Raw genomic sequence first — 22,857 nt, 5'->3', positions numbered from 1 at the left:
GCGTTCACCGCCTCGACTTCGCGGGCCCGGCGTGGTCCGGGGTGCCGTCCCACTCACCGGCCGGACTGGTCGTCGGGTTGCCGTGGACGTGGTGCCGGTCGGTGTCGATCCAGTAGCCGCCGAGGTGCCCGTCGGCCCACGGGACGCCGTCGTGGGCGACGCGTCCGTGGTCGAGCACGACCGTGCGGGTGATCAGGTCGGCGAGCGGGCCGACCTCGTGCAGTACGACGAGGAGCGTGGTGCCGCGCTCGACCAGCCGGGCAACGGTGTCGGCAAACGCGCGCTGGCTGGCGGCGTCCACCCCGGCGTTCGGTTCGTCGAGGACGAGCAGGTCCGGCTCTCCGGCCAGCGCACGGGCGATCAGGACTCGCTGCTGCTGGCCGCCGGAGAGCGTGGACACGCGTTCCCGGGCGCGCTCGGCGAGCCCGACGGTCTCCAGCGCCTCGGTGACCGCGGCCCGGTCGGCAGCGGACGCGAAACGGAGGAAGCCGCGGCGGGCCAGTCGCCCGCTGGTGACCACTTCGCGGACGGTTGCCGGCACGCCCGTGGAGGCACCGGCCCGCTGCGGCACGTACCCGATGCGACGCCAGTCGGAGAACGCCGTGAGCGGGGTCCCGAACAGTCGGACGTCACCCTCGGCGAGCGGCACCAACCCCAGCAGCGTCCGGACCAGCGTCGACTTGCCGGACCCGTTGGATCCGAGCAGTGCGACGACCTCGCCGCCGGTGACCGCGAGCGAGACGTCGCGGAGCACCGGCCGCTCGCCGAGCACGACGGTCGCGTGCTCGGCGGCGATCACGGGCTGTGCCGGGGTCGGCGGACTCACTGGCACGACAATGCGCCTCGCAGCGTGGTCAGGTTCGTGCGCATCACCGAGAAGTAGTCGTCGTTGCTTTCCTTGGCGATGCCCTCGATCGGGTCGAGCACCTCGGCCTTGGCCCCGACCTCACTGGCCAGCGCCTGGGCGATCTTCGGGCTGACCAGCGTCTCGAAGAAGATCACCGTGACCCCGTTCTCTTTCGCGTACTTGGCCACCTCGGCCAGGCGAGCCGCGGACGGCTCCTCCTCCGGCGTGAGCCCGGTGATCGGCACCTGGGTCAGACCGTACCTCGCAGCGAGGTAACCGAACGCGTTGTGGCTCACGACTATCGTTTTCTGCTTGCAGCTCGCCAGACCCGACTTGTACTCGGCGTCGAGCGTGCCCAGCTTCGTGTTCAGCGCCTTCGCGTTGGCCGTGTATTCCGCGGCGTGATCGGGGTCGAGGTCGCCGAGCTTCTTCGCGACCGCGTCCGCGATGCCGGCCAGCCGGGTGGGGTCGAGCCAGACGTGCGGGTCCTTACCCTTCTCGTCCTCGTGCAGTTCGCCCTCCTCGAGCGGCACGTAGCCGTCCGAGAGCGGTGCGACGCCGGCCACGTCGAGGGACTTGTTCTTCGCCCCGCTGTCGACCGCGTCGTCCACCGCGGGCTGGAACTCCCGCAGGTAGACGACCGCGTCCGCGTCGGTGACCTGGGCAACTTGCTTGGGGCTCAGCTCGACGTCGTGCGGCTCGGTGCCGGGCTCGACGAGGTTCGTCACCGAGACGTGGTCGCCGCCGACCTGCTGCGTGACGTACTGCAGCGGGTAGAACGCGGCGACGACGCCGAGCTTGCCGTCGGCAGCAGCGCTGGAGTCGGAGGAGGAGCAGCCGGTTGCCGCCGCAGCGACGCCGACAGCGAGCAGCGCGGTGACGACCGCGCGGAGGGGTCCGCTGTACATGACAACGATTCTCATTACAGACGACATTGATTGTCAAACTCGCTAGGGAGCGATTGGGGAGTTACGCTGGGTGATTCTGCCCACTTCCACCCTCGATGGGCGTCCCTCAGAATTTGGTGAGCGCGAAGGCGAGCAGGACCGCGACCGCCACCACCCGCCCGGCGCGGGCTCCGGAGGAGGCCGACCTCCAGGCGAGCCGGGCCAGCCAGGCGAGCAGCGCGGCGATCGCCAGCACCAGCACCGCTCCGGGGATTCCGGGGAGGAAAGCGCCGGCGAGCAGGATCGCCATCACGCCCAGGACCAGCACAAACCGCGGGAGACGGAGCAGGAAGGCCAGAAGCGCTGCCGAGCGCGGTCCGAGTGGGGGCTGGGCTTCGGACACGGAGACTCCCCGGATGGGTAGCGTGTGGGCCACATCGTGGAAGGGACAGCGTAGTGCTGGTCATCAGCCGATTCGACGTGCCGGAAGCGGAAGGCGCCGGGTTCCTGGAGCGTGCGCGTGCGGCGCTGGGCGCCTTTGCGGCCCGGCCGGGGTTCGTCCGAGGGCGGGTGGGGCGTTCCGCCGACGTACCGACCGCGTGGGCGCTGACCACCGAGTGGGACTCGGTCGGCAGCTTTCGGCGAGCGCTGTCGGATTTTGACGTGAAGGTCCACGCGAGCACGCTGCTGGCCGAGTCGAGCGACGAGCCGAGCGCGTTCGAGGTGATGGGGGCGTGGGACGGGTCGGCCGAGACGGTCGGACGCACCGACCGCGCGCCGGACGCCGACGTGACCCGGGTCGGTGAACCGCCCCGGTAGGGGACTCCGCTATCCGTACGTGCTGCGGTTTGGCAGGCTGAGGGGGTGCGGAGTGATCGGTCATGACTTGGGTGCCACCGTCTAGCGGTGGTTATGGCTCATCGGGTGAGCAATCGCCCGGATCGGGCACTCCCGCGTACGGGGCTCCGGGCACGCCTGGCAGCCCCGGCGCCTATCCGGGATCTCCGGGCGCCCATCCGGGTTCCCCGGCCGGCTACCCCGGCGCGCCTGCCGGCCCCGGCGCCTACCCCGGCACCCCCGGCGGTTATCCAGGCGCCCCCGGCGGTTATCCAGGCGCCCCTGGCGGTTATCCGGGCGGTCCCGGTGTGCCGGGCGGACCCGGCATGCCCGTCGGCACTGGTATGCCCGGCGGTCCGCCGGTCGCGGTGAGCGAGCGGGAGATCCGGGCCGAGCGCGCGCTGCGTGCGCTGCCACCTCCGCCGAGCCCGCCGCCGGGTATGGGTGCGGTGCCGGCGTTCGCTCCGCCGGTGCCGCGCGCGAACCGGACCGTGCTCATCGTCTCGCTGGTGCTCGGCGCGACGCTGCTGCTCTGCTGCGGCGGCGGGGTGTTCGGCGTCGGTGGCCTGTTCTACTACAGCTACAACACCCTGCAGGACGACGCGGTCGCGACGGTCGAGGGGTACCTCGGTGACCTGCAGGCCGGCCGCTATCCCCAGGCGTATGACCGGCTGTGCGTCGAGGCCAAGGCTCAACGCAGCCTCGACGCGTTCACCGGTGAGCAGGAGTCCGCCGGCCAGGTGACCTCGTACCAGGTCGGCTCGGACATCGAAGTGGACCAGGAGAGCAACTGGCTGGTCACGGCGCAGGTCGTGCGGCAGGGTGGCGCGTCGGGCTCGGAGACGTTCCCGATCGTGTTCAACGACGCGAACGCGGCACAGATCTGTCCCCGCTGATCCGGACGAAAGCCGACACACCGGGATTGGCCAGGGCGTAATGGGGTGGCGGGTGCCCGGCGTCGGCGGGGTAGCCTGGCTCGTCATAGCCGCCGAACTGCCAGTCCGGATGGAGAATCCCGGTGCCCGCCGACCGCATGGACGTCATCGTCAACCTGAGTAAGCGACGGGGCTTCGTGTTCCCGTCGAGCGAGATCTACGGAGGCCTGCGCGCCTCCTGGGATTACGGTCCGCTCGGCGTCGAGCTGAAGAACAACGTCAAGCGCCAGTGGTGGAAGACGATGGTGACCGGCCGTGACGACGTCGTCGGTCTGGACTCCTGCGTGATCCTGGCGCCCGAGGTCTGGAAGGCCTCCGGACACGTCGAGACGTTCACCGACCCGCTGACCGAGTGCCAGAGCTGCCACAAGCGTTTCCGCGCCGACCACCTGGAAGAGGCGTACGAGGCCAAGCACGGGTCGTTGCCGGCCAACGGCCTCGCGGACGTGAACTGTCCGAACTGTGGCACGAAGGGCGCGTTCACCGTGCCGCGCCAGTTCTCCGGCCTGCTGAAGACGTTCCTGGGCCCGGTCGAGGACGAGACCGGCCTGGCCTACCTGCGGCCCGAGACCGCGCAGGGCATCTTCATCAACTTCCTCAACGTCCAGCAGACGTCCCGGAAGAAGCCACCGTTCGGTATCGCCCAGCAGGGCAAGAGCTTCCGGAACGAGATCACGCCCGGAAACTTCATCTTCCGGACGCGGGAGTTCGAGCAGATGGAGATGGAGTTCTTCGTCGAGCCCGGCACCGACGAGGAATGGCACCAGTACTGGATCGACACGCGCCTGCAGTGGTACGTCGACCTGGGCATCAACAAGGAGCGGCTCCGGCTCTACGAGCACGCCAAGGAGAAGCTCTCGCACTACTCGAAGCGCACGGTGGACATCGAGTACAAGTTCGAGTTCGCCGGCACCGAGTGGGGTGAGCTCGAGGGCATCGCGAACCGCACCGACTTCGACCTGGGCGCGCACGCGAAGGCCTCCGGTGCTGACCTCTCCTATTTCGACCAGGGGAAGAGCGAGCGCTGGACGCCGTACGTCATCGAGCCGGCGGCCGGTGTGGACCGCACCGTGCTCACGTTCATGCTCGACGCGTACGCCGAGGACCAGGTGCCGAACGCCAAGGGCGTGATGGAGGAGCGCAAGGTCATGCGCTTCGACCCGCGGCTGGCGCCGGTGAAGGCGGCGGTGCTGCCGCTCTCCCGCAACGCCGACCTCTCGCCGAAGGCCCGTGACCTGGCGGCTACGTTGCGCCGCAACTGGAACGTGGACTTCGACGACGCGGGGGCCATCGGCCGGCGGTACCGGCGTCAGGACGAGATCGGCACGCCGTACTGCATCACGGTCGACTTCGAGACGCTCGAGGACCAGGCCGTGACGATCCGGGAGCGTGACTCGCGGTCGCAGGAGCGGGTGGGGCTCGACGCGGTCGAGGGGTATCTGGCGACGCGCCTTCTGGGCTGCTGATGCGCGAGCTCGGGCGGACGGTTGTGGAGTGGCTGGACGGCGGCCACCGGGTTGCCGTCGCCCGGGTCGTGGACGTGCGCGGGTTCGGCGCGGTGCCCGCCGGCGAAATGCTGGCGGTCCGTGACGACGGCGCGCGCGTGGGAGGCGTTCTCCGCGGGGTCGCCGACCCCGTCGTCGACGGGGTGGTTCCGGCTGCGCTGTCCGGTTCCTCGTCGGTCGTGCGTGCTCCCGTCAGCGAGTCGGACGCTGTGGCGGCCGGCCTCGCGTGCGCCGGGTCCGCGCGGGTGCTGGTGCACGCGGTGTCCGACCGAGCGGTGTGGGAAGCGCTGGCAGCCGGTTCGCCGGTGGCGCTGGCAACGGACCTCGACTCGGGTTCGTGGCTGGCGGTGGAGGAGTCCGGCGTCACCGGTTCGCTCGGCGCCGCCGACCGGGACGCTTCTGCTATCGACGAGGCGTCCCGGCTGCTCGCGGCGGGTGCGAGCAGCCGGTCGGTGGTCAACGACAACGTCTTGGTGGACGCGTGGGTGCCGACGCCGACCGTGGTGACCGTCGGCGGTGGGTTGCTGGCATCAGCGCTGGCCGCGCAGGCTTCGCTGCTGGGGTGGTCTGCGCGGGACGTGTCCTCGGTCGAGGACGCGGTGGCCGCGGTCTCCGCGTTCTGGGCGGCGGACGTGCTCGTGCTGCTCGACCACGATCCGGCGATGGACGAGGTGCTGCGGGTGGGGTTGGCCCACGGCCGCGGGTTCCTCGGTGCGCTGGGGTCCCGCCGCACCCAGGCCACTCGGCGTCAGCGCTTGCTGGCGGCGGGGGTGCCGTCCGAGCAGCTCGACCGCATTCATGGCCCGGTAGGGCTGGATCTGGGCGCGCGCAGCCCCGCCGAGACCGCGGTGAGCATCGTCGCCGAGGTGCTCGCCACCCGCTCCGGCCGGGCGGGCGCGGCATTGCGCTCGTCGGACGCCGCCATCCACTGACGCAGCTCCGCTCGCGCTCGGCGTCCGCGATGAAACGCGGATCGGTCCAGCGCTGGCTGGACCGATCCGCGTTTCATGCCCGGGAGGACCGCCGACCGCGAGGCTATCCGCGACGGGAGCGCGGCGGGTTACTCCGCGCGCGTGAGACGCTGGAGGGCGTGTCTTCTGCTCTGACCGCCGCTCGTCCGCTCACCGTCGGCCCGCACCTCGTCGACCCGCCGGTGGTGCTGGCGCCGATGGCCGGGATCACGAACGTCGCGTTCCGCCGGCTCTGCCGCGAGCACGGCGCCGGGCTCTACGTCAGCGAGATGATCACGACCCGGGCGCTGGTCGAGCGCAACCAGAAGACGATGAACCTGATCACGTTCTCGCCGGACGAGCAGCCCCGCTCGATCCAGCTCTACGGCGTCGACCCGGACATCGTCGGGCGGGCCGTCGAGATGGTCGTGCAGGAAAACCTGGCCGACCACGTCGACCTGAACTTCGGCTGCCCGGTGCCCAAGGTGACCCGCCGTGGGGGCGGCTCGGCGCTGCCGTTCCGGCGCAAACTGTTCGCAAAGATCGTGGAGCGGGCGGTTCGGGCCACTCGAGGCACCGACGTGCCGGTCACCGTGAAGCTGCGCATCGGCATCGACGAGAACCACGTCACGTTCCGCGACGCTGGACGCGCGGCCGAGGACGCCGGGGTGGCCGCGGTCGCGCTGCACGGCCGCACCGCCGCGCAGTTCTACGGCGGCCGCGCGAACTGGGAGCCGATCGCGGAGCTGGCGGCGACACTGCAGGTGCCGGTGCTGGGGAACGGCGATATCTGGGAGGCCGACGACGCGGTCCGCATGGTGGCCGAGACCGGCTGCGCCGGCGTGGTCGTCGGACGGGGCTGCCTGGGCCGCCCGTGGTTGTTCGCGGACTTGGCGGCGGCGTTCGCCGGGCGTCCGGAGCGGGTGCGCCCCCGCCTGGGCGAGGTCGCGGTGACGATGCGACGGCACGCGGAGTTGCTGGCGGAGTGGATGGGGGAGGACCGCGGTTTGCCGGACTTCCGCAAACACGTCGCCTGGTACCTGAAGGGTTATCCGGTCGGGTCGACGCTGCGCCGGGAGATGGGCATGGTGAGCAGCCTGGCCGAGCTCGACGACCTGCTGGCGCGTCTCGATCCGGCGGCACCGTTCCCGGCAGCGGAGGTCGGCGAGCCCCGCGGACGCACCACCGGCGCCCGGCGCGTGGTGCTGCCCGAGGGATGGCTCGACGACCCCGACGCGCTCACCACGCCCACCGACGCCGAACTAGACGTCTCCGGCGGGTAGGTGCACTGCGACGGTGGTGCCGGTTTGGGGCTCGGAGCGCACCGTTGCCGTGCCGCCGTGCGCCTCGACTATCTCGGCGACGATCGCCAGCCCCAGCCCGCTCCCCGCCGTCGCGGACGCCCCGCGCGCGAACCGGTCGAACGCCCGCGCGGCGGTCCGTTCGCTCATCCCTGGTCCGCGGTCGGCGACCTCGAGACGCACGGTTGTCTCGTCGGCGGTGAGTGAGATCCGGACCGGTGCGTCCGGCGGCGTGTGCACGCGGACGTTGCCGAGCAAGTTGGCCATCACCTGACGCAGGGCGTCGGTGTCGCCGGACACCTCGCAGCGTTGCGGCAGGTCGAGTTCGGTAGGGCGCCCGGGCTGCGCGGCGAGGGCGTCCGACACCGCGTCCCGGACGAGCGCGACCAGATCCACTCGGTCGGCCCGCAGCAGCGGTTGCACGTCGAGCCGCGCGAGGTACAGCAGGTCGTCGACGATCGCGCTCATCCGGACGGCTTCCTCGTCGGTGCGGCGCAGCACGTCCGGCCGGCGGCGCTCGTCGACGATGCCCTGGCGCAGCATCTGCACGTACCCCCGGATCGAGGTCAGCGGCGTCCGTAGCTCGTGGGACGCGTCCGCCACGAACCGGCGCAGCTGGTCCTCCGAACGGCTCCGGGCCGCGACGGCGTCCTCGATGCGCGCGAGCATGCCGTTGACGGCGGCGGTCAGCCGACCGACCTCGGTTCGGTCGGCGCCCTTCCGGGCCGGGACCCTCCGATCGAGGTCACCACCGGCAATCGCGGACGCCGTGCGAGTGACCGCCTCCAGCGGGCGCAACCCACGGCGGACCAGCAGCAGCGCGAACAGACCCAGGAGCAGCAGCACCGCCGCGCCCGCCGCGATCTGAACGAGGGCGAGGCGGCGCACGGTCTCCTCCACCGGGCTGAGCGAAAGAGCGACCACCACGACCGCGGACGCGCCACGGACGGTGAGGACCCGGTACCGCCCGTCGAGCACGGTCGCCGGTCGGGACACCGTGGTGTCCGGCCGGGGCGCCGGAGCGGCGTCGATCAGCAGCTCTTCCGGCAGTGGTTCGAGGCCCGCGCGGCGCACGAGCCTGCCGCCGGGGGCGCGGATCTCCAGCAGATAGTCGGTCGGCGCGAGCATCTGCTGCGCGCCGAGCCGGGTCCCCGGCGTGTTCATGCGCTGCTCGACGTAGGACGCGGCGAGCCGCAACTGGACGTCGGTCCGGGCCACCAGGTCACCGCGCAGCGCGACCAGGTTGGTGGCGCCGGCGATCCCGAGCGCCACCGCCGTCAGCACGAGCAAACCGATCAGCAGCGACGACCACAGCGGCAGGCGCGTCATCGAGGCGCCTCGAGGACGTACCCGAAGCCGCGCCGGGTCGAGATCACCGGCGGGCCGAGTTGCTCCAGCTTGCGCCGCAGGTAACCGACGTAGGTATCGACCACGTTGGACGTCCCGGCGAAGTCGTAACTCCACACCGCGTCGAGGATCTGCCCGCGGGACAGCACGCGGTTGGGGTTCTGCATCAGGTACCGCAGGAGCTTGAACTCGGTCGGCGAGAGCGGGACGAGGCGCCCGCCGCGCCGGACCTGGCAGGCGTCGTCGTCCAGCTCGACGTCGGCGAAGACCAATACGCTGGACGAAGCCCCGGCCGCAGCGGGTCGCACGCGCCGCAACACCGCCCGCACCCGCGCCACCAGCTCGTCCACCGAGAACGGTTTGGTCAGGTAGTCGTCGCCGCCGAACGAGAGCCCGGCGACCTTCTCCCCGGTGCCGTCGCGCGCGGTGAGAAAGACGATGCCGACGTCGTGCCCGTCCGCGCGCAGCGTGCGGCACACCTGGAACCCGTCACCGTCGGGCAGCAGGACGTCGAGCACGACGATGTCCGGCCGATCAGCCGCCGCGCGGCGTAACGCCTCGGCGGCGGTGCCCGCTGTCGTGACCGCGAACCCGTGGAACCGCAGGACGGTCGCGACCATATCGACGATGTTGGCCTGATCGTCGACGATGAGGACGCTCGGCTGTCCGCTCATCCGCTCGATCAGATCAGAGCGGGATGAGAGTTCGATGAGAGTCCTATGTAGTCGGCACCTGGAGCACCATGCCGAGGCACATCTCGTCGCTGGTGCCCTCGCCCCAGACCACGTACCGCGCGGGCTGGCCCTTCAGCTGCGGCAACTGTCCGCGGAGGCTCGCGTCGTGCGTGCACGTGACGCGGTACGTGTCGCCGGCCTTGACCTGGACGGGCGTCGCGAGCGGCCGGATCGACTGGTCGTCGAAATCGTAGGCCGGGACGTCGAGCAGCGTCTTCGCGGTCGGCGTGCCGGGGTTGAGCTCGATCTTGATCGACCGGCCGAGCAGGTGCATGTGCCCGGCCGCCGCGTACACCGTGGCGTTCTTCTTGGCACGGAAGTCGCACTGCTGGGTCGCGCCGGCGACGGGTGGCTTACCGCTGCGGCAGAGCTGGTTGAGGCCGGCCACCCGGCGCGGCGCCTTCGGGCCGAACCGCTTCGTGACGTCGGCGACGGCGGCCTTCCGATCGCAGAGCGGACCGGATTCCGCGGCGGTGCAGGGCAGCTCCACCGGCGCCGCGACCAGCCTGGCGCCCAGCCGCTTCATCCCGGAGACGTCGTCGTTGAGGCGCAGCCGGATCGAGCTCTGGTCCGAGGGCGCGGCACCGTCCACGCCGAGCAGGTTGTAGTGGACCTGCATGACGAGTTGGGTGCCCGGCGGCAGGGGGAAACCCAGCGTCGGGTCGAGCAGCTTCTCGTTGGCGCCCGGCGCCCAGGACGCGACCCAGCCGGCGGCGTCGATACCGGCGTTACCGAAGCAGGTCCATCCCACGCCCGGCGTCGCCGCGTCGGCTTTGTGGGCTTTCGACAGGTCGGCAGGCTTCAGCCGGAAGAAGATCGCGTGGTGGACGAGATCGGTGTTCTCAGGCATGAACTGACTACCGGTCAGGAAGGTCTCGGCGGTCAGCTTCGGGTCGACGAGGAAGCAGCGGTAGTCGTCGGTACCGCCGCTCGGCGCGGCCGGCGAGTAGGGCTCCGGCATCTCGAGCGTCAGGAACCGCTCGCCCGGCCGCAACGGTTCGGGTGACGGTGCGTTGGCGTGCGTGTGACCGGTGGTCGGCGCCGAGCGCGTGTCGTCGGCAGCGCCGTCACCGGAGCACGCTGCGGCCAACAGGACGACGACCGCGAGCAGGCTGCGCTTCCACATCGGGACCTCCGATTGCCTCGGCATGTCCGGCGATGCTCGCGAACGAACTCGGCAACGGCGTCCGGATCCGATGGGAATCGGATGTGAGTTCCCGGTGATCGAGGTGTGGGTTACTCCGAGCGGACCGGGGTGGCCTCGGTGACGGCGGACATCGGCAGCGCGCCGTAGTAGTGCGGGTACGCCTCGCCGCCGGTGCTCGTCTCCCACCGCAGCGCGTCGCCGAGCGTCTCCGCGTCGACGGCCAGCAACATCAGCCCGGTCTCGCCGCCGAAGTGCCGGTCGAGCGTCCCGGGCAGCTGGGTGGCGGTGGAGAGGTGGACGAAGCCGTCGCGCAGGTCGTCCGGAGACCCCTCGTACTGCTCGGTGGCCTGCGCGGCCGCCCACTCGTCGGCGCGGAGAACTTTGTACACGGTTGTCACCCGCATACGGTATCGCCCGATCAGGCCTGCACCCAGACCCGCGCCAGGTCGGGCACCGCCCAGAGCTTGCTGACGAACACTCCGCGGACGTTCGAGCCGGTCAGCGTCCAGCGCCGCTGGTCGAAGAACGGGATCGCGGGCGCCCACTCGGTGCGGAGGCGGTTGGCGAACGCCGCGTACTCCCGCGCGGCCCGGGTGCGGTCGGGCAGCGCAGCGATCCGGTCCAGCTCGGCGTCGACGGCCTCGACGCGCAGGTAGCTCATGTTCGTGTTGCCGTCGGTGCGCAGGACTCGGCTGGAGTAGAGGTGCGGCAGCATCGCGTTGCCGTCCAGGTAGTCCGGCGTCCACTCGCAGAGGTAGAGGTCGTACGGGTTGTCCGCGCGTCCGATCGCCGCCAGGAAGTTCTCCTTCACCGGGCGAGGCACGACGGTGACGCCGGCGCGGGCGAACGCCGTGACGACGGCCGTGGCCAGCCGCCGGTGTTCGCCAGTGTCCTTGTGGGCGAACACCAGCGTCACCTCGGCACCGTCCAGCGCCTCGGACGCGGCAGCGGGGTTACCGGAGCGCAGGGCGCGGGACTGGTCCTCCGGATACCCCGGTAAGCGGGGCGAGAGCAGGCTGGTCGTGAAGTCACCCACGTAGTTGCCACCGAGCGCGGCCAGTGCCGACTCCGGGTTGAACGCCAGGCTCAGTGCCCGGCGCTGCTTGACGTCCGGGACGCGCTGGGTATTGAAGCAGAGGTCGCGGTGGCCGGATCCGACGCCGTCCACGAGCCGGTTGTCGAGCCCCATCTGGTAGGCCTCGTCGGCCTGGCTCGAGTCGATCGTGCTGAGCTGGACGCCGGCCGGGGCCTCGTCGCGCATCATCAGGCGGGTGACGTCCGTGCGTTCCGCCCCAAAGCGGACGACGTACCGGTCCGGGTAGTTGGTGCGCACAGGGTCGGTCTCGGGCTTCCAGGCCGGGTTCCGGGTGAGCGTCAGCGTGCGGTCGGGTGCGACCGAGGCGATTCGGTAGGGGCCGGTGATCGGGACCGGGTCGTTCTCCCTCGGCTTCCAGGTCGCCGCGACCGCCGCGGTGAACGGCAGCGCGGCGACGGCCGGAAGATCCGGGTGCGGCGCGGGGAACCGCAGCCGGAGGGTCTGCGCGTTGGGCGCCTCGACGCCGGGTGGGTACGGTGCGTCGCTGGTCGGGCCGGAGTAGACGGCGCGGAAGTCGGTCCGGCCGGTCAGCCACTCCTGCAGGTACGTCATTCCCTTCGCCCGGGTGCTGAACGCCCGGGCGATGCCGTGTGCGACGTCCTGCGCGGTCACCGGCGTGCCGTCCGCGAACGTCACCCCAGACCGGATCGTGAACTCCCAGGTGCGGCCGCCGTCCGTGCTGCGGCCGGTGTCGGTGGCGAGGTCACCGACCAGCGTCGGCTCCTTCGAGCCGTTCTCCCGGTACGCGGTGAGCGTGCGGGCCAGCAGCCGCGAGCTGGCCATCATGCCGTCGGTGTACTGGTTCTGGACCGGGTCGAGTTCCCAGAAGTCCGCTGCGGCGTAGAGCTCGACGGTGCCGCCGCGCACCGCACCGGGGACGGCCGGGGCGGGGCCGGTGGCGTCGTCGTCGGCGGAGAACTGCCGGACGGTGCTGTCGGAGGCCGCGGCCGGTGGGGACGAGTCCGACCTTTGGGTGTCCGAGCCGCGTTGGCCCACCCAGAGGACCGCGGCGCCGGCCAGCACCGCGAGGACCACCGCGGCGGCGGCCGTCCGGAGCACGACCGTGCGCCGCCGGGTCTTCTTCGCCGGGATCGGAGGCTGCGGGGATCCGTCGGACGCCACCCGGACGGTGGTATCGCCGGCGCCGACGTCGGTCACCCCGGCGTCCCCGGCCCCGGCGTCCCCGGCCCCGGCGGTTCCGGCCCCGGCGGTTCCGGCCCCGGCCCCGGTGGTTCCGGCTCCGGCGGTTCCGGCCGCCGCGGACGCGCCCGCGGGCAGCGGGGGCACCGGGATCGACGGTGCGGCGTCCGGGCGCCGCAGCGTCAGCGCCGCGAGCAGGTCACGCGCGCTGGGCCGCTCGCCGGGCGCCTTGCGCAGCGCCGCGCCGGCGAGGTCGCGCAGCGTCTCGTCCAGCGCGGACAGCTCCGGCGCCTGCTCCAGCGTCCGGTAGAGCATCACCTCGGGTGCGCCGATCCCGAACGGCGGTTTGCCGGTGCCGGCGAAGCACACCGCCGCGCCCCACGCGTGGATGTCGGTCGCCGGGGTGATCGCCTCGCCGCGGAACTGTTCCGGTGCCATGTACGGCGGCGACCCGATCGCCCCGCTCGTCAGCCCGCTCATCGCGTCGGCGGCCCTGGCGATGCCGAAGTCGATCACCCGCGGCCCGAACCGGGACAGGATCACGTTGCTCGGCTTCAGGTCGCGGTGCACGATGCCGGCTTCGTGGATCGCCACCAGCGCGGTCGCGATCCCGATCGCCACCGCGTCGAGCGCCCCACCGGTCAGCGGTCCCTGATCCTCGACGACCTCCTGCAGCGTCGGTCCGTCGACGAACTCCGTGACGAGGAACGGCTGCTCGCTCTCGACGTCCACATCGAGGACAGCAGCCGTGCTGAAGCGGGCCACCCGGGCCGCGAGGGTCGCCTCGGACCGGAACCGGGTCCGGAATTCGGGGGCATCCGCCAGGTGCGGGTGGATGACCTTCACCGCGACCTTGCGCTCGCGTCCGTCCGGCAGCTCGTCGAGGCCGGCGTAGACGATTCCCATCCCGCCGGAACCCAGGCGTCCGGTCAGGCGATACCGACCGAGTTGTCGCGGATCGTTCTTCCGAAGGGGCTGCGCCGTGCTCACGCGTACCTCTCTCCGATGGGCCGCTCGATCCCGCGCGCAGCGTAGCGATCCTCCGCCAGGCTTCCGCTCAACGGGTTACCGCTCGATGTCGGAGAGACTACGTGCGACCCTTCTCACGTGCGGTTTTAGAGGTTTCCGGGTAACCCGTCGCGTCTGAATCGGAACAGTCTGACCAACTCGGGTGCGTCTGCTCACAACGGGCACCAGCAGGGGGAGGGCCTCATTAACCTCTGGCCATCCCAGCGCCGGTGACGAGGGAGAACGATTCGTGCCTGAACCCGTGACTCTCCGCGACGGCGCGCTCGGTAACTCACCGGTTGACGGACACCCAGGGAGGTCGCGTTGAAGGACGATCGCACCAAGTACGTCTACGACTTCGCCGAGGGCAATAAAGAGCTGAAGGACCTCCTCGGCGGCAAGGGCGCCAACCTCGCCGAGATGACCAACCTCGGGCTGCCGGTGCCTCCCGGGTTCACGATCACCACCGAGGCGTGCACGATCTACCTCGACACCGGCGCCACCCCGGACGGCCTCGACGACGAGATCGCGACCCACCTGGCGACGCTGGAGAAGGCCCGCGGCAAGACGCTCGGCGACCCGGACGACCCGCTGCTGGTCAGCGTCCGGTCCGGAGCGAAGTTCTCGATGCCCGGGATGATGGAGACCGTCCTCAACGTCGGCCTCAACGACCGGTCGGTCGAGGGCCTGGCCCGCCAGGCCGACAACGAGCGGTTCGCCTGGGACTCCTACCGCCGGCTGATCCAGATGTTCGGCAAGACCGTCCAGAACATCGGTGGCGAGGCCTTCGAGGACGCGCTGGAAGAGATCAAGCGCGCGAAGGGCACGAACAACGACCTCGATCTGGACGCCGACGACTTACGGCAGCTGGTCGACGTCTACAAGCGCATCGTGCGGGAGCACACCGGGGCGGACTTCCCGCAGGACCCGCGGGAGCAGATGACCGCGGCGATCAACGCGGTGTTCGAGTCCTGGAACTCCGACCGCGCCGTGCTGTACCGGCGGCAGGAGCGCATCCCGGCCGATCTCGGTACCGCGGTCAACGTTGTCGCGATGGTCTTCGGCAACATGGGCATGGACTCCGGCACCGGCGTGGCGTTCACCCGCGACCCGGGCACCGGCGAGCAGGGCGTCTACGGCGACTACCTGCAGAACGCCCAGGGTGAGGACGTCGTCGCGGGCATCCGGAACACGGTGCCGCTCCAGGACCTGGAGAAGATCGACAAGACCTCCTACGACCGCCTCCTCGAGATCATGGCGACGCTGGAGGGGCACTACCGCGACCTGTGTGACATCGAGTTCACGATCGAAGCCGGTCAGCTCTGGATGCTGCAGACCCGGGTCGGGAAGCGCACCGCGGCCGCCGCGTTCCGGATCGCGTCGCAGCTGGTCGACGAAGGCGTCATCGATCTGGACGAGGCGATCCAGCGGGTCACCGGTGAGCAACTCGTCCACCTGATGTTCCCGCAGTTCGACACGTCGGCGAAGACGCACCAGCTCGGCCGGGGTATGTCCGCGTCGCCGGGTGCGGCGGTCGGCAAGGCGGTCTTCGACTCGTACACCGCGGTCAAGTGGTCGCGGTCGGGGGAGAAGGTCATCCTGGTTCGCCGGGAGACCAACCCGGATGACCTGAACGGCATGATCGCCGCCGAGGGCATCCTGACCAGCCGCGGTGGCAAGACCTCACACGCGGCGGTGGTCGCGCGTGGCATGGGCAAGACCTGTGTCTGTGGTGCCGAGGAGCTGCAGGTCAACACGAAGCGGCGGTTCCTCACCGCCCCGGACGGCACCGAGGTGCACGAGGGCGACGTGATCTCGATCGACGGCTCGACCGGGCGCGTCTACCTCGGTGAGGTACCGGTGGTGGATTCGCCGGTCGTCGAGTACTTCGAAGGTCAGATCGAGAATCCGGACGACTTGGTCCAGGCCGTCGACCGCATCATGAAGCACGCGGACGGCACCCGCCGGATGGGCGTCCGGGCCAACGCCGACACCGCCGAGGACGCGGAACGGGCACGCCGGTTCGGTGCCGAGGGCATCGGGCTGTGCCGGACCGAGCACATGTTCCTCGGCGAGCGGCGTCAGCACGTCGAGCGGCTGATCCTGGCCGAGGACGAGGAGCAGAGGGACGCTGCGTTGGAGGCACTGCTTCCGTTGCAGCGCTGGGACTTCCTCCAGTTGCTCACCGCGATGGACGGGTTGCCGACGACGATCCGGCTGCTCGACCCGCCGCTGCACGAGTTCCTGCCGAACATCACCGAGCTGTCGGTCCGGGTGGCGCTGGCCGAGTCCCGGGGCGAGAAGAACGAGAACGACCTGCGGCTCATGCAGGCCGTCCACCGGCTGCACGAGCAGAACCCGATGCTGGGTCTGCGTGGCGTCCGGCTCGGGCTGGTCGTGCCGGGCCTGTTCGACCTCCAGGTGCGGGCGATCGCGGAGGCGGCGGCCCAGCTGGTCAAGCTCGGCAAGGACCCGAAGCCGGAGATCATGATCCCGCTGGTCGGGTCGGTCCAGGAGCTGGAGATCATCCAGGCCGACGCGAAGAAGGTCCTCGCGGAGGTCGCCGAGCTGACCGGCGTCGACCTGCAGATCCTGATCGGGACGATGATCGAGTTGCCCCGTGCGGCGCTCACCGCCGACCAGATCGCCGAGGCCGCGCAATTCTTCTCGTTCGGCACCAACGACCTGACCCAGACGACGTGGGGCTTCTCCCGCGACGACGTGGAGGCGGCGTTCTTCTCCACGTACCTGGAGGTCGGGATCTTCGGCGTCAGCCCGTTCGAGACGATCGACGCGGACGGCGTCGGCGAGCTGGTGCGGATCGGCACCGAGAAGGGCCGGGCGACCCGTCCGGACCTCAAGGTCGGCGTCTGCGGTGAACACGGCGGCGACCCGGATTCGGTGCACTTCTTCAACAAGGTCGGGCTGGATTACGTGTCGTGCTCGCCGTTCCGCGTGCCGGTGGCGCGGCTGGAAGCGGCCCGCGCCACCGTGGTTCAGGAGGGCGGCTCGGACAGCCGCTGAGGTTTCGGGAATGACCTACCGCCGTGTTCACGGCGGTAGGTCTCTCCGAACGGAACTGCTCGATCAGCACCGGGTAGCCCTCCGCGGCCGCCCCGGCCACTGCCGTGGCGTGCAGGAAGTCGTTGAGCGCTCCGCTCGCAGGCGTCCTGCGGAGTGCCCGACGTCAGTGACCAGCGCCCGGCCGTCGAGATCGGCGTCGCCCAGGGTGCGGCGGACCGCGTCGTCGTCGGAGAGGCAGACGACGCCGAGCGGGCTCGCGGCGGCCTAGCTCAGGCCGGGGATGCGGTAGAAGTCGATCGCGGTGCCGCCGAGAATCGCGTCGCGGTCAGCGTCGTCCAGAGGTGCGAGCAGCTCTTGCATCGCGTCCCAAGCCCGGCGATAGCCGCCGGCCAGCACCGACACGGGCCAGTCGCTACCCCACATCAGCCGGCGGGGACCGAAGACCGTCAGCCCGTGATCGACGTAACGCCGCAGGTCGTCGGCGGTCCAGCCGGGCGCGGCGGCGGTGCCGAGGCCGGAGAGCTTCGCGAAGACGTTCGGGTACTCGGCCGCGCGCGCCAGCAACCCTGCCCAGGGTTCCCAGCCCCCGTCGGCGATCGGCGGATTCGCGAGGTGGTCGATGACGATCCGCAGGTCAGGGTGGTTCTCGGCGAGCCTCGGTACGTGTTCGAGGTGCCGGGGGAGCGTGGAGATCTGGTCCCAGGTCAGGCCGCGCGCGGCGACGATCCCGAGCGACTCCTGGACGGCCGGCCGCAGGATCCAGCCCGGGTCGGGTTCGTCGTGGACCAGGTGCCGCACTCCGACGTAGCGCGGGTCCTTCGCGTACCGGTCGAGCGCTTGTGCTGTCTCCTCGGGGTCGAGCAGCGGCACCCATCCGACGACCGCGGCGAGCCGGGGATGCCGGTCGGCCAGCGCGAGCATCGAGTCGGTGTCCGCGAAGCTTCCTTCGGACTGCACGAGCACGGTGACGTTGACACCGCACTCGTCGAGCTGCGGTTCCAGCTCGGCGTACTCGAACGTCCGGTAGATCGGACCGGCGTCCGGGGTGAGCCAGGCATATTCGAGCGCGTCGATGTCCCAGAAATGCTGGTGTGCATCAACCACGGGGGCCATGCGCGACTCTTTCGTCGTGGGGCGGATGGCCGGAACTGTAGGTCAACGCTCAACGAGCACAAACCGCGCACCGCGCGCACCCGCCCCGCCCCGGCCGCCCCGCCCCGCCCCGCCCGCCCGCCAGCGCGCTGCCCGCGGCACCCGCTGTGCGCGGCACCCGCTGTGCGCGGCAGCTCCCATTGGAGCGGTGCCCCGTCCCAGAGATCGGGACGGGCCGTCCGTTTCCCGCGAACGTGGTGCCGCTTTCGTCACCGCTGTCGGGTTCGACAACCGTTGACGAGGCAACTGGCCCCACTTGGGCGAGCTAGAACTGGCCCAGGTGGGTCCGCTTCCCCGGGAGCGCCACGCCGCCCGCCCGAGAGCCACCGGTGTTGCGGCAGCAGGGCGCGTTACCGCGTGCCCTGGACCGCATCGTTCGGACCTGGCTACCGGCGCGTCAGCAGTCGGGCGCCGCGTCTCGGCATTCGAGCGGCCAGGTCCGAAACCCGCGTACCGGAGCCCGATTCGTCACCTGAGTCCTATTCTTTGGCTGCCCGCTCGCAGATGGATGTCCCCGCGTGGGTGCCCCCACACCCACTACCGGTCAACCATTCACCGCACACCCCCACGATCCGACAACCATCCAAAGATCGGCCCCCGCGGGCTGGACGTACGGACATCCACCGGGTGCCCGAAGCCGCCGGGGCCGCCCCGCCCAGGTCAGCCGCCCAGGTCAGCCGCCCAGGTCAGCCGCGCAGGTCAGCCGCGCAGGTCAGCCGCGCAGGTCAGCCGCGCAGGTCAGCCGCGCAGGTCAGCCGCGCAGGTCAGCCGCCCAGGGCCCGTCGGCGGCTACCCAGTGCTGCTCCGCCGAGGTCCGCGCGGGCGCCGGCCGCGACGCCGGCGCCGTGCCCGCTGCCGGTGAGCACCCGGCGCGGTGCCGAGCGAAGCTTCGGGAACGCCTCGGCGAACCGCTGGTCGACGGTGCGTTGCCGGTCGGCGAGCACCAACTCGGCCGAGCGGCCCGTCGCACTGGTGGACGCCGTCGCGGTGGCTTCCGCCCGCGCCCGGTACTCGGCGTCCGCGAGCCGGACGTGCACGGTCGCGCTGAACCCGGCCAGCCACGCACGCCGGTACGCGGCCTTGTTCTCCCGCGCGGGCACGCGTGCGGCGGCAAGTCCACGGGCGGCCTGCACGAGCAGCGAAGTGAACAGGATCTCGGTGCGCTCGATGTCAGACGAGTACCCGAACAGCAGCGCGGAGAGCTCCTTGCCCCGCGCGCCGAACCCGGTGCGCTGGACCACCTGCAGGCCGAGCGCCCGCGCGATGCCGCTGAGCAGCCCGATCTTGTCCAGCGCATAGGGCGGATCGAGGTCGATCACCCGGTCGGCGATCGCGTCGACGGTCTCGTCGCCGTCGGCGAGCATCGCGCGGTCGACGCCGTACCGAGCCATCAACTCGGCGGCTTTCGCGGTGAACGTTTCGGCCTCGGCCGGACTGGCGGCTGCGTCCTCGGCCTGGGCAAGCAGCTTGCGGATCGTCGCGAGCTTGGCTTCGGAAGCGGACATCGGAAACTCTCCTGGTAGCGCGCTCGTGCGGATGACAACGAGAACTTTGACAGCCCACGACGACCTTCCGCTGCGACGGCCGGAGTCGCTGTGGACAACCGCCCTGGTTAGGGTCGACGCATGCCGCAAGAGCTGCTGGTGGTCGTGAACGAGGGTGCTGGCAGTACCGAGCTTGCCGCTGTCGACAAGGCGGTGGAGGTCCTGCGGCGGGTCGCCGATGTCATCGTGGTCCGCACGGCCGACCTGGACGCTCTCGGCGCCGCGCTCCGCGTCCACCGGGAGCGGTTGACCGTGCTGGCCGGCGGTGACGGGTCGTTGCACGCGGCGGTGCAGTTGCTCTTCAACGCGCACCTGCTCGACCCCGGGCGTCCGTTCGGGCTGCTCCCGCTCGGCACCGGCAACGACCTCGCCCGGACGCTGGGCATTCCGCTCGACCCGGTCAGCGCCGCCGAGACCGTACTGGACGGCCGTCCACGGACCCTCGACATCGCCGTCGACGACACCGGCGAAGTGCTGGTCAACGCCGCGCACGCGGGCGTCGGCGCGGAAGCGGGCCGGCTGGCCAGTGGCTGGAAGCCCACACTGGGGGTGGCGGCGTACCCGCTCGGTGGGCTGGTCGCCGGGTTCTCCAGCGAGGGCTGGGCGATGGACGTCGAAGTGGACGGTGTGCGGGTACACGATGCCGGCCAGCCGATCCTGATGCTGGGGGTCGGCAACGGGCGGTCGATCGGCGGAGGAACGCCGCTGGCCCCGAACGCGGAGCCGGACGACGGGCTGCTGGACGTGGTGGTGGCTGCGGTGCATGGTCCGCGCAACCGCTATGCGTACGGAATGGCCCTGCGGGACGGCGTCCACATCAGGCGTGAAGACGTTCGGGTACATCGCGGCCGGCACGTCTCGCTGTCGGTGCCGGAGGGCGCCGAAGGTTTTCGGGTGAACACCGACGGCGAGGTCAGCGACCTGGTGCACCATCGCTCGTGGGAGGTCCACCAGGGCGTGTGGTCAGTGCTCGTGTCGGGGTCCGCTCGGGCGGTCTGGTAGCCACCATGGATGACGACGCGGGCTGGGATGAATGGGGCGCACAGCGCCGCGTCGCGGAGCCGGCGAAGGACCCCGGCACCGGCCGCACCCCGTTCCAGCGCGACCGTGCCCGCGTCCTGCACTCCGCGGGCTTCCGGCGACTCGCCGCCAAGACCCAGGTGATCACCGCCGGCCAGGACGACTTCCTCCGCACCCGGCTCACGCACTCGCTCGAGGTCGCCCAGATCGCCCGCGAGATGGGCGTCGCGCTCGGCGCCGACCCGGACATCGTCGACACCGCGGGACTCGCCCACGACCTGGGCCACCCCCCGTTCGGCCACAACGGCGAGGACGCGCTCGACGTCGTCGCACAGAGCGCCGGTGGCTTCGAGGGCAACGCGCAGACGCTCCGCGTCGTCAGCCGCCTGGAGGCCAAGGTGCCGGACGCCGGCCTCAACCTCACCCGAGCCACGCTCGACGCGATCACCAAATACCCGTGGGCGCGCAAACCAGGCACCCGGAAGTTCGGCGTCTACCCCGACGACGAGCCGGTCTTCCAGTGGTACCGCGAGGGAGCGCCGCAGCATCAGCGGTGCCTCGAAGCCCAGATCATGGACTGGGCCGACGACGTCGCGTACTCCGTGCACGACCTGGAGGACGGTGTGCACGCCGGGCACGTCCGGATCGAGCTGCTCGCCGACCCGGACGAGCGGCTCGCACTCTGCGCCGACGTTGCCGGCGCCTACTCCGACGAATCGCCCGATGACCTGCGGGAAGTACTGGCCGAGCTGCTGAGGCAACCCGTCGTGGACGGCCTGGCCGGATACGACGGGAGCCACGCCGCCCAGGCCAGGCTCAAGCACGTCACCAGCGCGCTGGTCGGTCGCCTCTCGGCGGTGGCGGTGCGGGCCACCCGAGCGAACGCCGGCCCCGGCCCCCTGCGCGGCTACGCGACCGACCTCATCGTCCCCCGGAAGGCCCGCGCTGAGTGCGCACTGCTCAAGGGGCTGGCGCTGCGGTACGTCATGAACCGCCCCGGCGCGGAGGCCCGCTACGACCGGCAGCGCGAGATCCTGGTCACGCTCGTCGAGGCGCTGGTGCGCCGGGCGCCGGACGACCTCGACCCGATCTTCGCCCCGCTGTGGAAGAGCGCCCCGGACGACGCCGCGCGGCTCCGCGTCGTCGTCGACCAGGTCGCCAGCCTGACTGATCCGGCCGCGGTCGCCTGGCACGACCGCCTCACGAGGGAGCCTCGATGAAATACGCCCGACTGGGCAACACCGGCCTGGAAGTCTCCCGGATCAGCCTCGGCTGCATGACGTACGGCGATCCGAACCGCGGCAACCACACCTGGACCCTGCCCGAGGACGAGAGCCGCCCATTCATTCAGAAAGCGCTCGAGAGAGGCATCAACTTCTTCGATACGGCGAACGTCTACAGCGACGGCAGCAGCGAAGAAATTGTCGGCCGCGCACTACGCGATTTCGCCAACCGTGACGAGATCGTCCTCGCCACCAAGGTGCACGGCCGCATGCACAAAGGCCCGAACGGCGCCGGACTCTCCCGCAAAACCATTCTCGCCGAAATCGACAACAGCCTGCGCCGTCTCGGCACGGACTACGTCGACCTCTACCAGATCCACCGCTTCGACCCGCGCACCCCGATCGAGGAGACCGCCGAAGCGCTGCACGACGTCGTCAAGGCAGGAAAGGCTCGTTACATCGGCGCGAGCTCGATGTGGGCGTGGCAGTTCGCGAAATACCTGCACACCGCCGAAAAGCACGGCTGGACCCGCTTCGTCTCCATGCAAAATCACTACAACCTGCTCAATCGCGAGGAGGAGCGGGAGATGCTGCCGCTCTGCCTCGACGCGGGCATCGGCGTCATCCCCTGGTCGCCGCTGGCCCGCGGCCGGCTCACACGCGACCCGGACGTCACCACCGCACGCAGCGCCAACGACGGCTTCGGACGCTCCCTCTACGACGCCACCGAGGCGGCCGACCGCGCGGTGATCGACGCGGTCGCCCGCGTCTCGGCCGAGCGCGGCGTCCCCCGCGCGCAGGTCGCGCTCGCCTGGGTGCTGGCCAGGCCCGGCGTGACCGCGCCGATCATCGGCGCCAGCAAACCGACCCACATCGACGACGCGGTGGCTGCGGTCGATCTCGACCTCTCCGCCGAGGAACTCGAGGCCCTCGAGAAGGCTTACGTCCCCCATTCGGTCGTCGGCTTTTAGATCTACGCATGCATGGCGGGCGCCGGGTGGATTCGCATCCGGCGCCCGTCGGCCGGTCGCGAGACGTCCCGCTCCGCCGTCGCGGTACGGGCAGGTGCCCTCGCGTCCTCGTTAGTACCCCCCGTGGTGGGCACCGCCGGCCCCGCGGAACCACCGCCCGGGGCAAAGCCGCGGCCCGCGGAACCACCG

19 protein-coding genes are annotated in these 22,857 nt (G+C 70.9%); 9 read left to right on the top strand and 10 right to left on the bottom strand.

Annotation, left to right across the window (positions count from 1 at the left end; translation table 11 throughout):
- Positions 1–4 precede the first annotated feature (4 nt).
- The 3 genes from BUB75_RS15255 to BUB75_RS15245 form a co-directional block, all read right to left on the bottom strand.
- Entirely contained in the window at positions 5–826 is an 822-nt protein-coding gene (locus tag BUB75_RS15255) for a metal ABC transporter ATP-binding protein (RefSeq protein WP_073257649.1), read from the bottom strand.
- Positions 823–1,755, bottom strand: coding sequence for a metal ABC transporter substrate-binding protein (locus BUB75_RS15250; protein WP_073257647.1), 933 nt, complete (start codon positions 1,753–1,755; stop codon positions 823–825). The genes BUB75_RS15255 and BUB75_RS15250 overlap by 4 nt, the downstream gene beginning before the upstream one ends.
- A gap of 106 nt (positions 1,756–1,861) precedes the next feature.
- On the bottom strand, positions 1,862–2,137 hold the full coding sequence (locus tag BUB75_RS15245; protein ID WP_073257645.1) for a DUF6703 family protein: 276 nt from the start codon (positions 2,135–2,137) through the stop codon (positions 1,862–1,864).
- A 53-nt stretch (positions 2,138–2,190) separates the two neighbouring features.
- On the opposite strand from BUB75_RS15245, the gene BUB75_RS15240 reads away from it, so the two are divergent.
- The 5 genes from BUB75_RS15240 (at position 2,191) to dusB (ending at position 7,244) form a co-directional block, all read left to right on the top strand.
- Positions 2,191–2,553, top strand: coding sequence for an antibiotic biosynthesis monooxygenase family protein (locus BUB75_RS15240; protein WP_073257643.1), 363 nt, complete (start codon positions 2,191–2,193; stop codon positions 2,551–2,553).
- Positions 2,554–2,897: 344 nt separating this feature from the next.
- Positions 2,898–3,467 carry a hypothetical protein gene (locus tag BUB75_RS45165; RefSeq protein ID WP_178379873.1) on the top strand — a complete coding sequence of 190 codons (570 nt, stop codon included), beginning with the start codon at positions 2,898–2,900 and terminating at the stop codon, positions 3,465–3,467.
- Between the two features lie 137 nt (positions 3,468–3,604).
- Entirely contained in the window at positions 3,605–4,972 is a 1,368-nt protein-coding gene (locus BUB75_RS15230) for a glycine--tRNA ligase (RefSeq protein ID WP_073258420.1), read from the top strand.
- A complete protein-coding gene (locus BUB75_RS15225) occupies positions 4,972–5,943 on the top strand; it encodes an XdhC family protein (RefSeq protein ID WP_073257639.1) in 972 nt (323 codons plus the stop codon). Before BUB75_RS15230 ends, BUB75_RS15225 begins: the two co-directional genes overlap by 1 nt.
- Positions 5,944–6,101: 158 nt before the next feature.
- The gene (gene dusB, locus BUB75_RS15220) at positions 6,102–7,244 is read left to right on the top strand and encodes a tRNA dihydrouridine synthase DusB (protein ID WP_073257637.1); all 1,143 of its coding nucleotides are present in this window, start codon (positions 6,102–6,104) and stop codon (positions 7,242–7,244) included.
- On the opposite strand, the gene BUB75_RS15215 is transcribed toward dusB, so the two are convergent.
- The 5 genes from BUB75_RS15215 to BUB75_RS15195 all read right to left on the bottom strand — a co-directional run bounded on the left by BUB75_RS15215 (position 7,224) and on the right by BUB75_RS15195 (position 13,716).
- The gene (locus BUB75_RS15215; protein WP_073257636.1) at positions 7,224–8,591 is read right to left on the bottom strand and encodes a sensor histidine kinase; all 1,368 of its coding nucleotides are present in this window, start codon (positions 8,589–8,591) and stop codon (positions 7,224–7,226) included. The two genes, dusB and BUB75_RS15215, sit on opposite strands and share 21 nt — an antisense overlap.
- The gene (locus BUB75_RS15210; RefSeq protein WP_073257635.1) at positions 8,588–9,283 is read right to left on the bottom strand and encodes a response regulator transcription factor; all 696 of its coding nucleotides are present in this window, start codon (positions 9,281–9,283) and stop codon (positions 8,588–8,590) included. Before BUB75_RS15210 ends, BUB75_RS15215 begins: the two co-directional genes overlap by 4 nt.
- Positions 9,284–9,326: 43 nt before the next feature.
- The gene (locus BUB75_RS15205; protein ID WP_218617533.1) at positions 9,327–10,493 is read right to left on the bottom strand and encodes a monooxygenase; all 1,167 of its coding nucleotides are present in this window, start codon (positions 10,491–10,493) and stop codon (positions 9,327–9,329) included.
- A gap of 86 nt (positions 10,494–10,579) precedes the next feature.
- Positions 10,580–10,888 (bottom strand): DUF952 domain-containing protein, encoded by a 309-nt coding sequence (locus tag BUB75_RS15200; protein ID WP_073258418.1) that lies wholly within the window; start codon positions 10,886–10,888, stop codon positions 10,580–10,582.
- A gap of 20 nt (positions 10,889–10,908) precedes the next feature.
- On the bottom strand, positions 10,909–13,716 hold the full coding sequence (locus BUB75_RS15195; RefSeq protein ID WP_178379872.1) for an ABC transporter substrate-binding protein: 2,808 nt from the start codon (positions 13,714–13,716) through the stop codon (positions 10,909–10,911).
- A 342-nt stretch (positions 13,717–14,058) separates the two neighbouring features.
- On the opposite strand from BUB75_RS15195, the gene ppdK reads away from it, so the two are divergent.
- Positions 14,059–16,758, top strand: coding sequence for a pyruvate, phosphate dikinase (gene ppdK / locus BUB75_RS15190; RefSeq protein ID WP_073257629.1), 2,700 nt, complete (start codon positions 14,059–14,061; stop codon positions 16,756–16,758).
- 264 nt (positions 16,759–17,022) lie between these two features.
- Here ppdK and BUB75_RS15185 read toward each other — a convergent pair whose 3' ends face one another.
- The gene (locus BUB75_RS15185) at positions 17,023–17,871 is read right to left on the bottom strand and encodes an amidohydrolase family protein (protein WP_073257627.1); all 849 of its coding nucleotides are present in this window, start codon (positions 17,869–17,871) and stop codon (positions 17,023–17,025) included.
- Positions 17,872–18,674: 803 nt separating this feature from the next.
- Positions 18,675–19,415 (bottom strand): DUF2786 domain-containing protein, encoded by a 741-nt coding sequence (locus BUB75_RS15180; protein ID WP_073257625.1) that lies wholly within the window; start codon positions 19,413–19,415, stop codon positions 18,675–18,677.
- A 120-nt stretch (positions 19,416–19,535) separates the two neighbouring features.
- Here BUB75_RS15180 and BUB75_RS15175 point away from each other — a divergent pair, with 120 nt between their 5' ends.
- Genes BUB75_RS15175 through BUB75_RS15165 form a run of 3 tightly spaced genes read left to right on the top strand, consistent with a single transcriptional unit; the run spans position 19,536 to position 22,668 of the window.
- Positions 19,536–20,456: a diacylglycerol/lipid kinase family protein gene (locus BUB75_RS15175; protein ID WP_073257623.1), complete on the top strand. Its 921-nt coding sequence runs from the start codon at positions 19,536–19,538 to the stop codon at positions 20,454–20,456.
- Entirely contained in the window at positions 20,450–21,694 is a 1,245-nt protein-coding gene (locus tag BUB75_RS15170; RefSeq protein ID WP_425430889.1) for a deoxyguanosinetriphosphate triphosphohydrolase, read from the top strand. The genes BUB75_RS15175 and BUB75_RS15170 overlap by 7 nt, the downstream gene beginning before the upstream one ends.
- The gene (locus BUB75_RS15165; RefSeq protein ID WP_073257619.1) at positions 21,691–22,668 is read left to right on the top strand and encodes an aldo/keto reductase; all 978 of its coding nucleotides are present in this window, start codon (positions 21,691–21,693) and stop codon (positions 22,666–22,668) included. The genes BUB75_RS15170 and BUB75_RS15165 overlap by 4 nt, the downstream gene beginning before the upstream one ends.
- The last annotated feature ends 189 nt before the right edge of the window (positions 22,669–22,857 follow it).

Origin of the sequence: Cryptosporangium aurantiacum, assembly GCF_900143005.1 — a bacterium.
Taxonomy (GTDB): Bacteria; Actinomycetota; Actinomycetes; order Mycobacteriales; family Cryptosporangiaceae; genus Cryptosporangium; species Cryptosporangium aurantiacum.
Note: the sequence above shows the minus strand (reverse complement) of the source record. Positions and strands in the feature narration are given on the sequence as shown.

What these genes read in the sequence shown, in the direction of transcription:
- BUB75_RS15185 (WP_073257627.1), bottom strand. Translation starts at nt 17,871, where the DNA reads ATGGCCCCCGTGGTTGATGCACACCAGCATTTCTGGGACATCGACGCG.
- BUB75_RS15250 (WP_073257647.1), bottom strand. Translation starts at nt 1,755, where the DNA reads ATGTACAGCGGACCCCTCCGCGCGGTCGTCACCGCGCTGCTCGCTGTC.
- BUB75_RS15175 (WP_073257623.1), top strand. Translation starts at nt 19,536, where the DNA reads ATGCCGCAAGAGCTGCTGGTGGTCGTGAACGAGGGTGCTGGCAGTACC.
- BUB75_RS15205 (WP_218617533.1), bottom strand. Translation starts at nt 10,493, where the DNA reads ATGCCGAGGCAATCGGAGGTCCCGATGTGGAAGCGCAGCCTGCTCGCG.
- BUB75_RS15210 (WP_073257635.1), bottom strand. Translation starts at nt 9,283, where the DNA reads ATGAGCGGACAGCCGAGCGTCCTCATCGTCGACGATCAGGCCAACATC.
- BUB75_RS15180 (WP_073257625.1), bottom strand. Translation starts at nt 19,415, where the DNA reads ATGTCCGCTTCCGAAGCCAAGCTCGCGACGATCCGCAAGCTGCTTGCC.
- BUB75_RS15165 (WP_073257619.1), top strand. Translation starts at nt 21,691, where the DNA reads ATGAAATACGCCCGACTGGGCAACACCGGCCTGGAAGTCTCCCGGATC.
- BUB75_RS15215 (WP_073257636.1), bottom strand. Translation starts at nt 8,591, where the DNA reads ATGACGCGCCTGCCGCTGTGGTCGTCGCTGCTGATCGGTTTGCTCGTG.
- BUB75_RS15230 (WP_073258420.1), top strand. Translation starts at nt 3,605, where the DNA reads ATGGACGTCATCGTCAACCTGAGTAAGCGACGGGGCTTCGTGTTCCCG.
- BUB75_RS15225 (WP_073257639.1), top strand. Translation starts at nt 4,972, where the DNA reads ATGCGCGAGCTCGGGCGGACGGTTGTGGAGTGGCTGGACGGCGGCCAC.
- BUB75_RS45165 (WP_178379873.1), top strand. Translation starts at nt 2,898, where the DNA reads ATGCCCGTCGGCACTGGTATGCCCGGCGGTCCGCCGGTCGCGGTGAGC.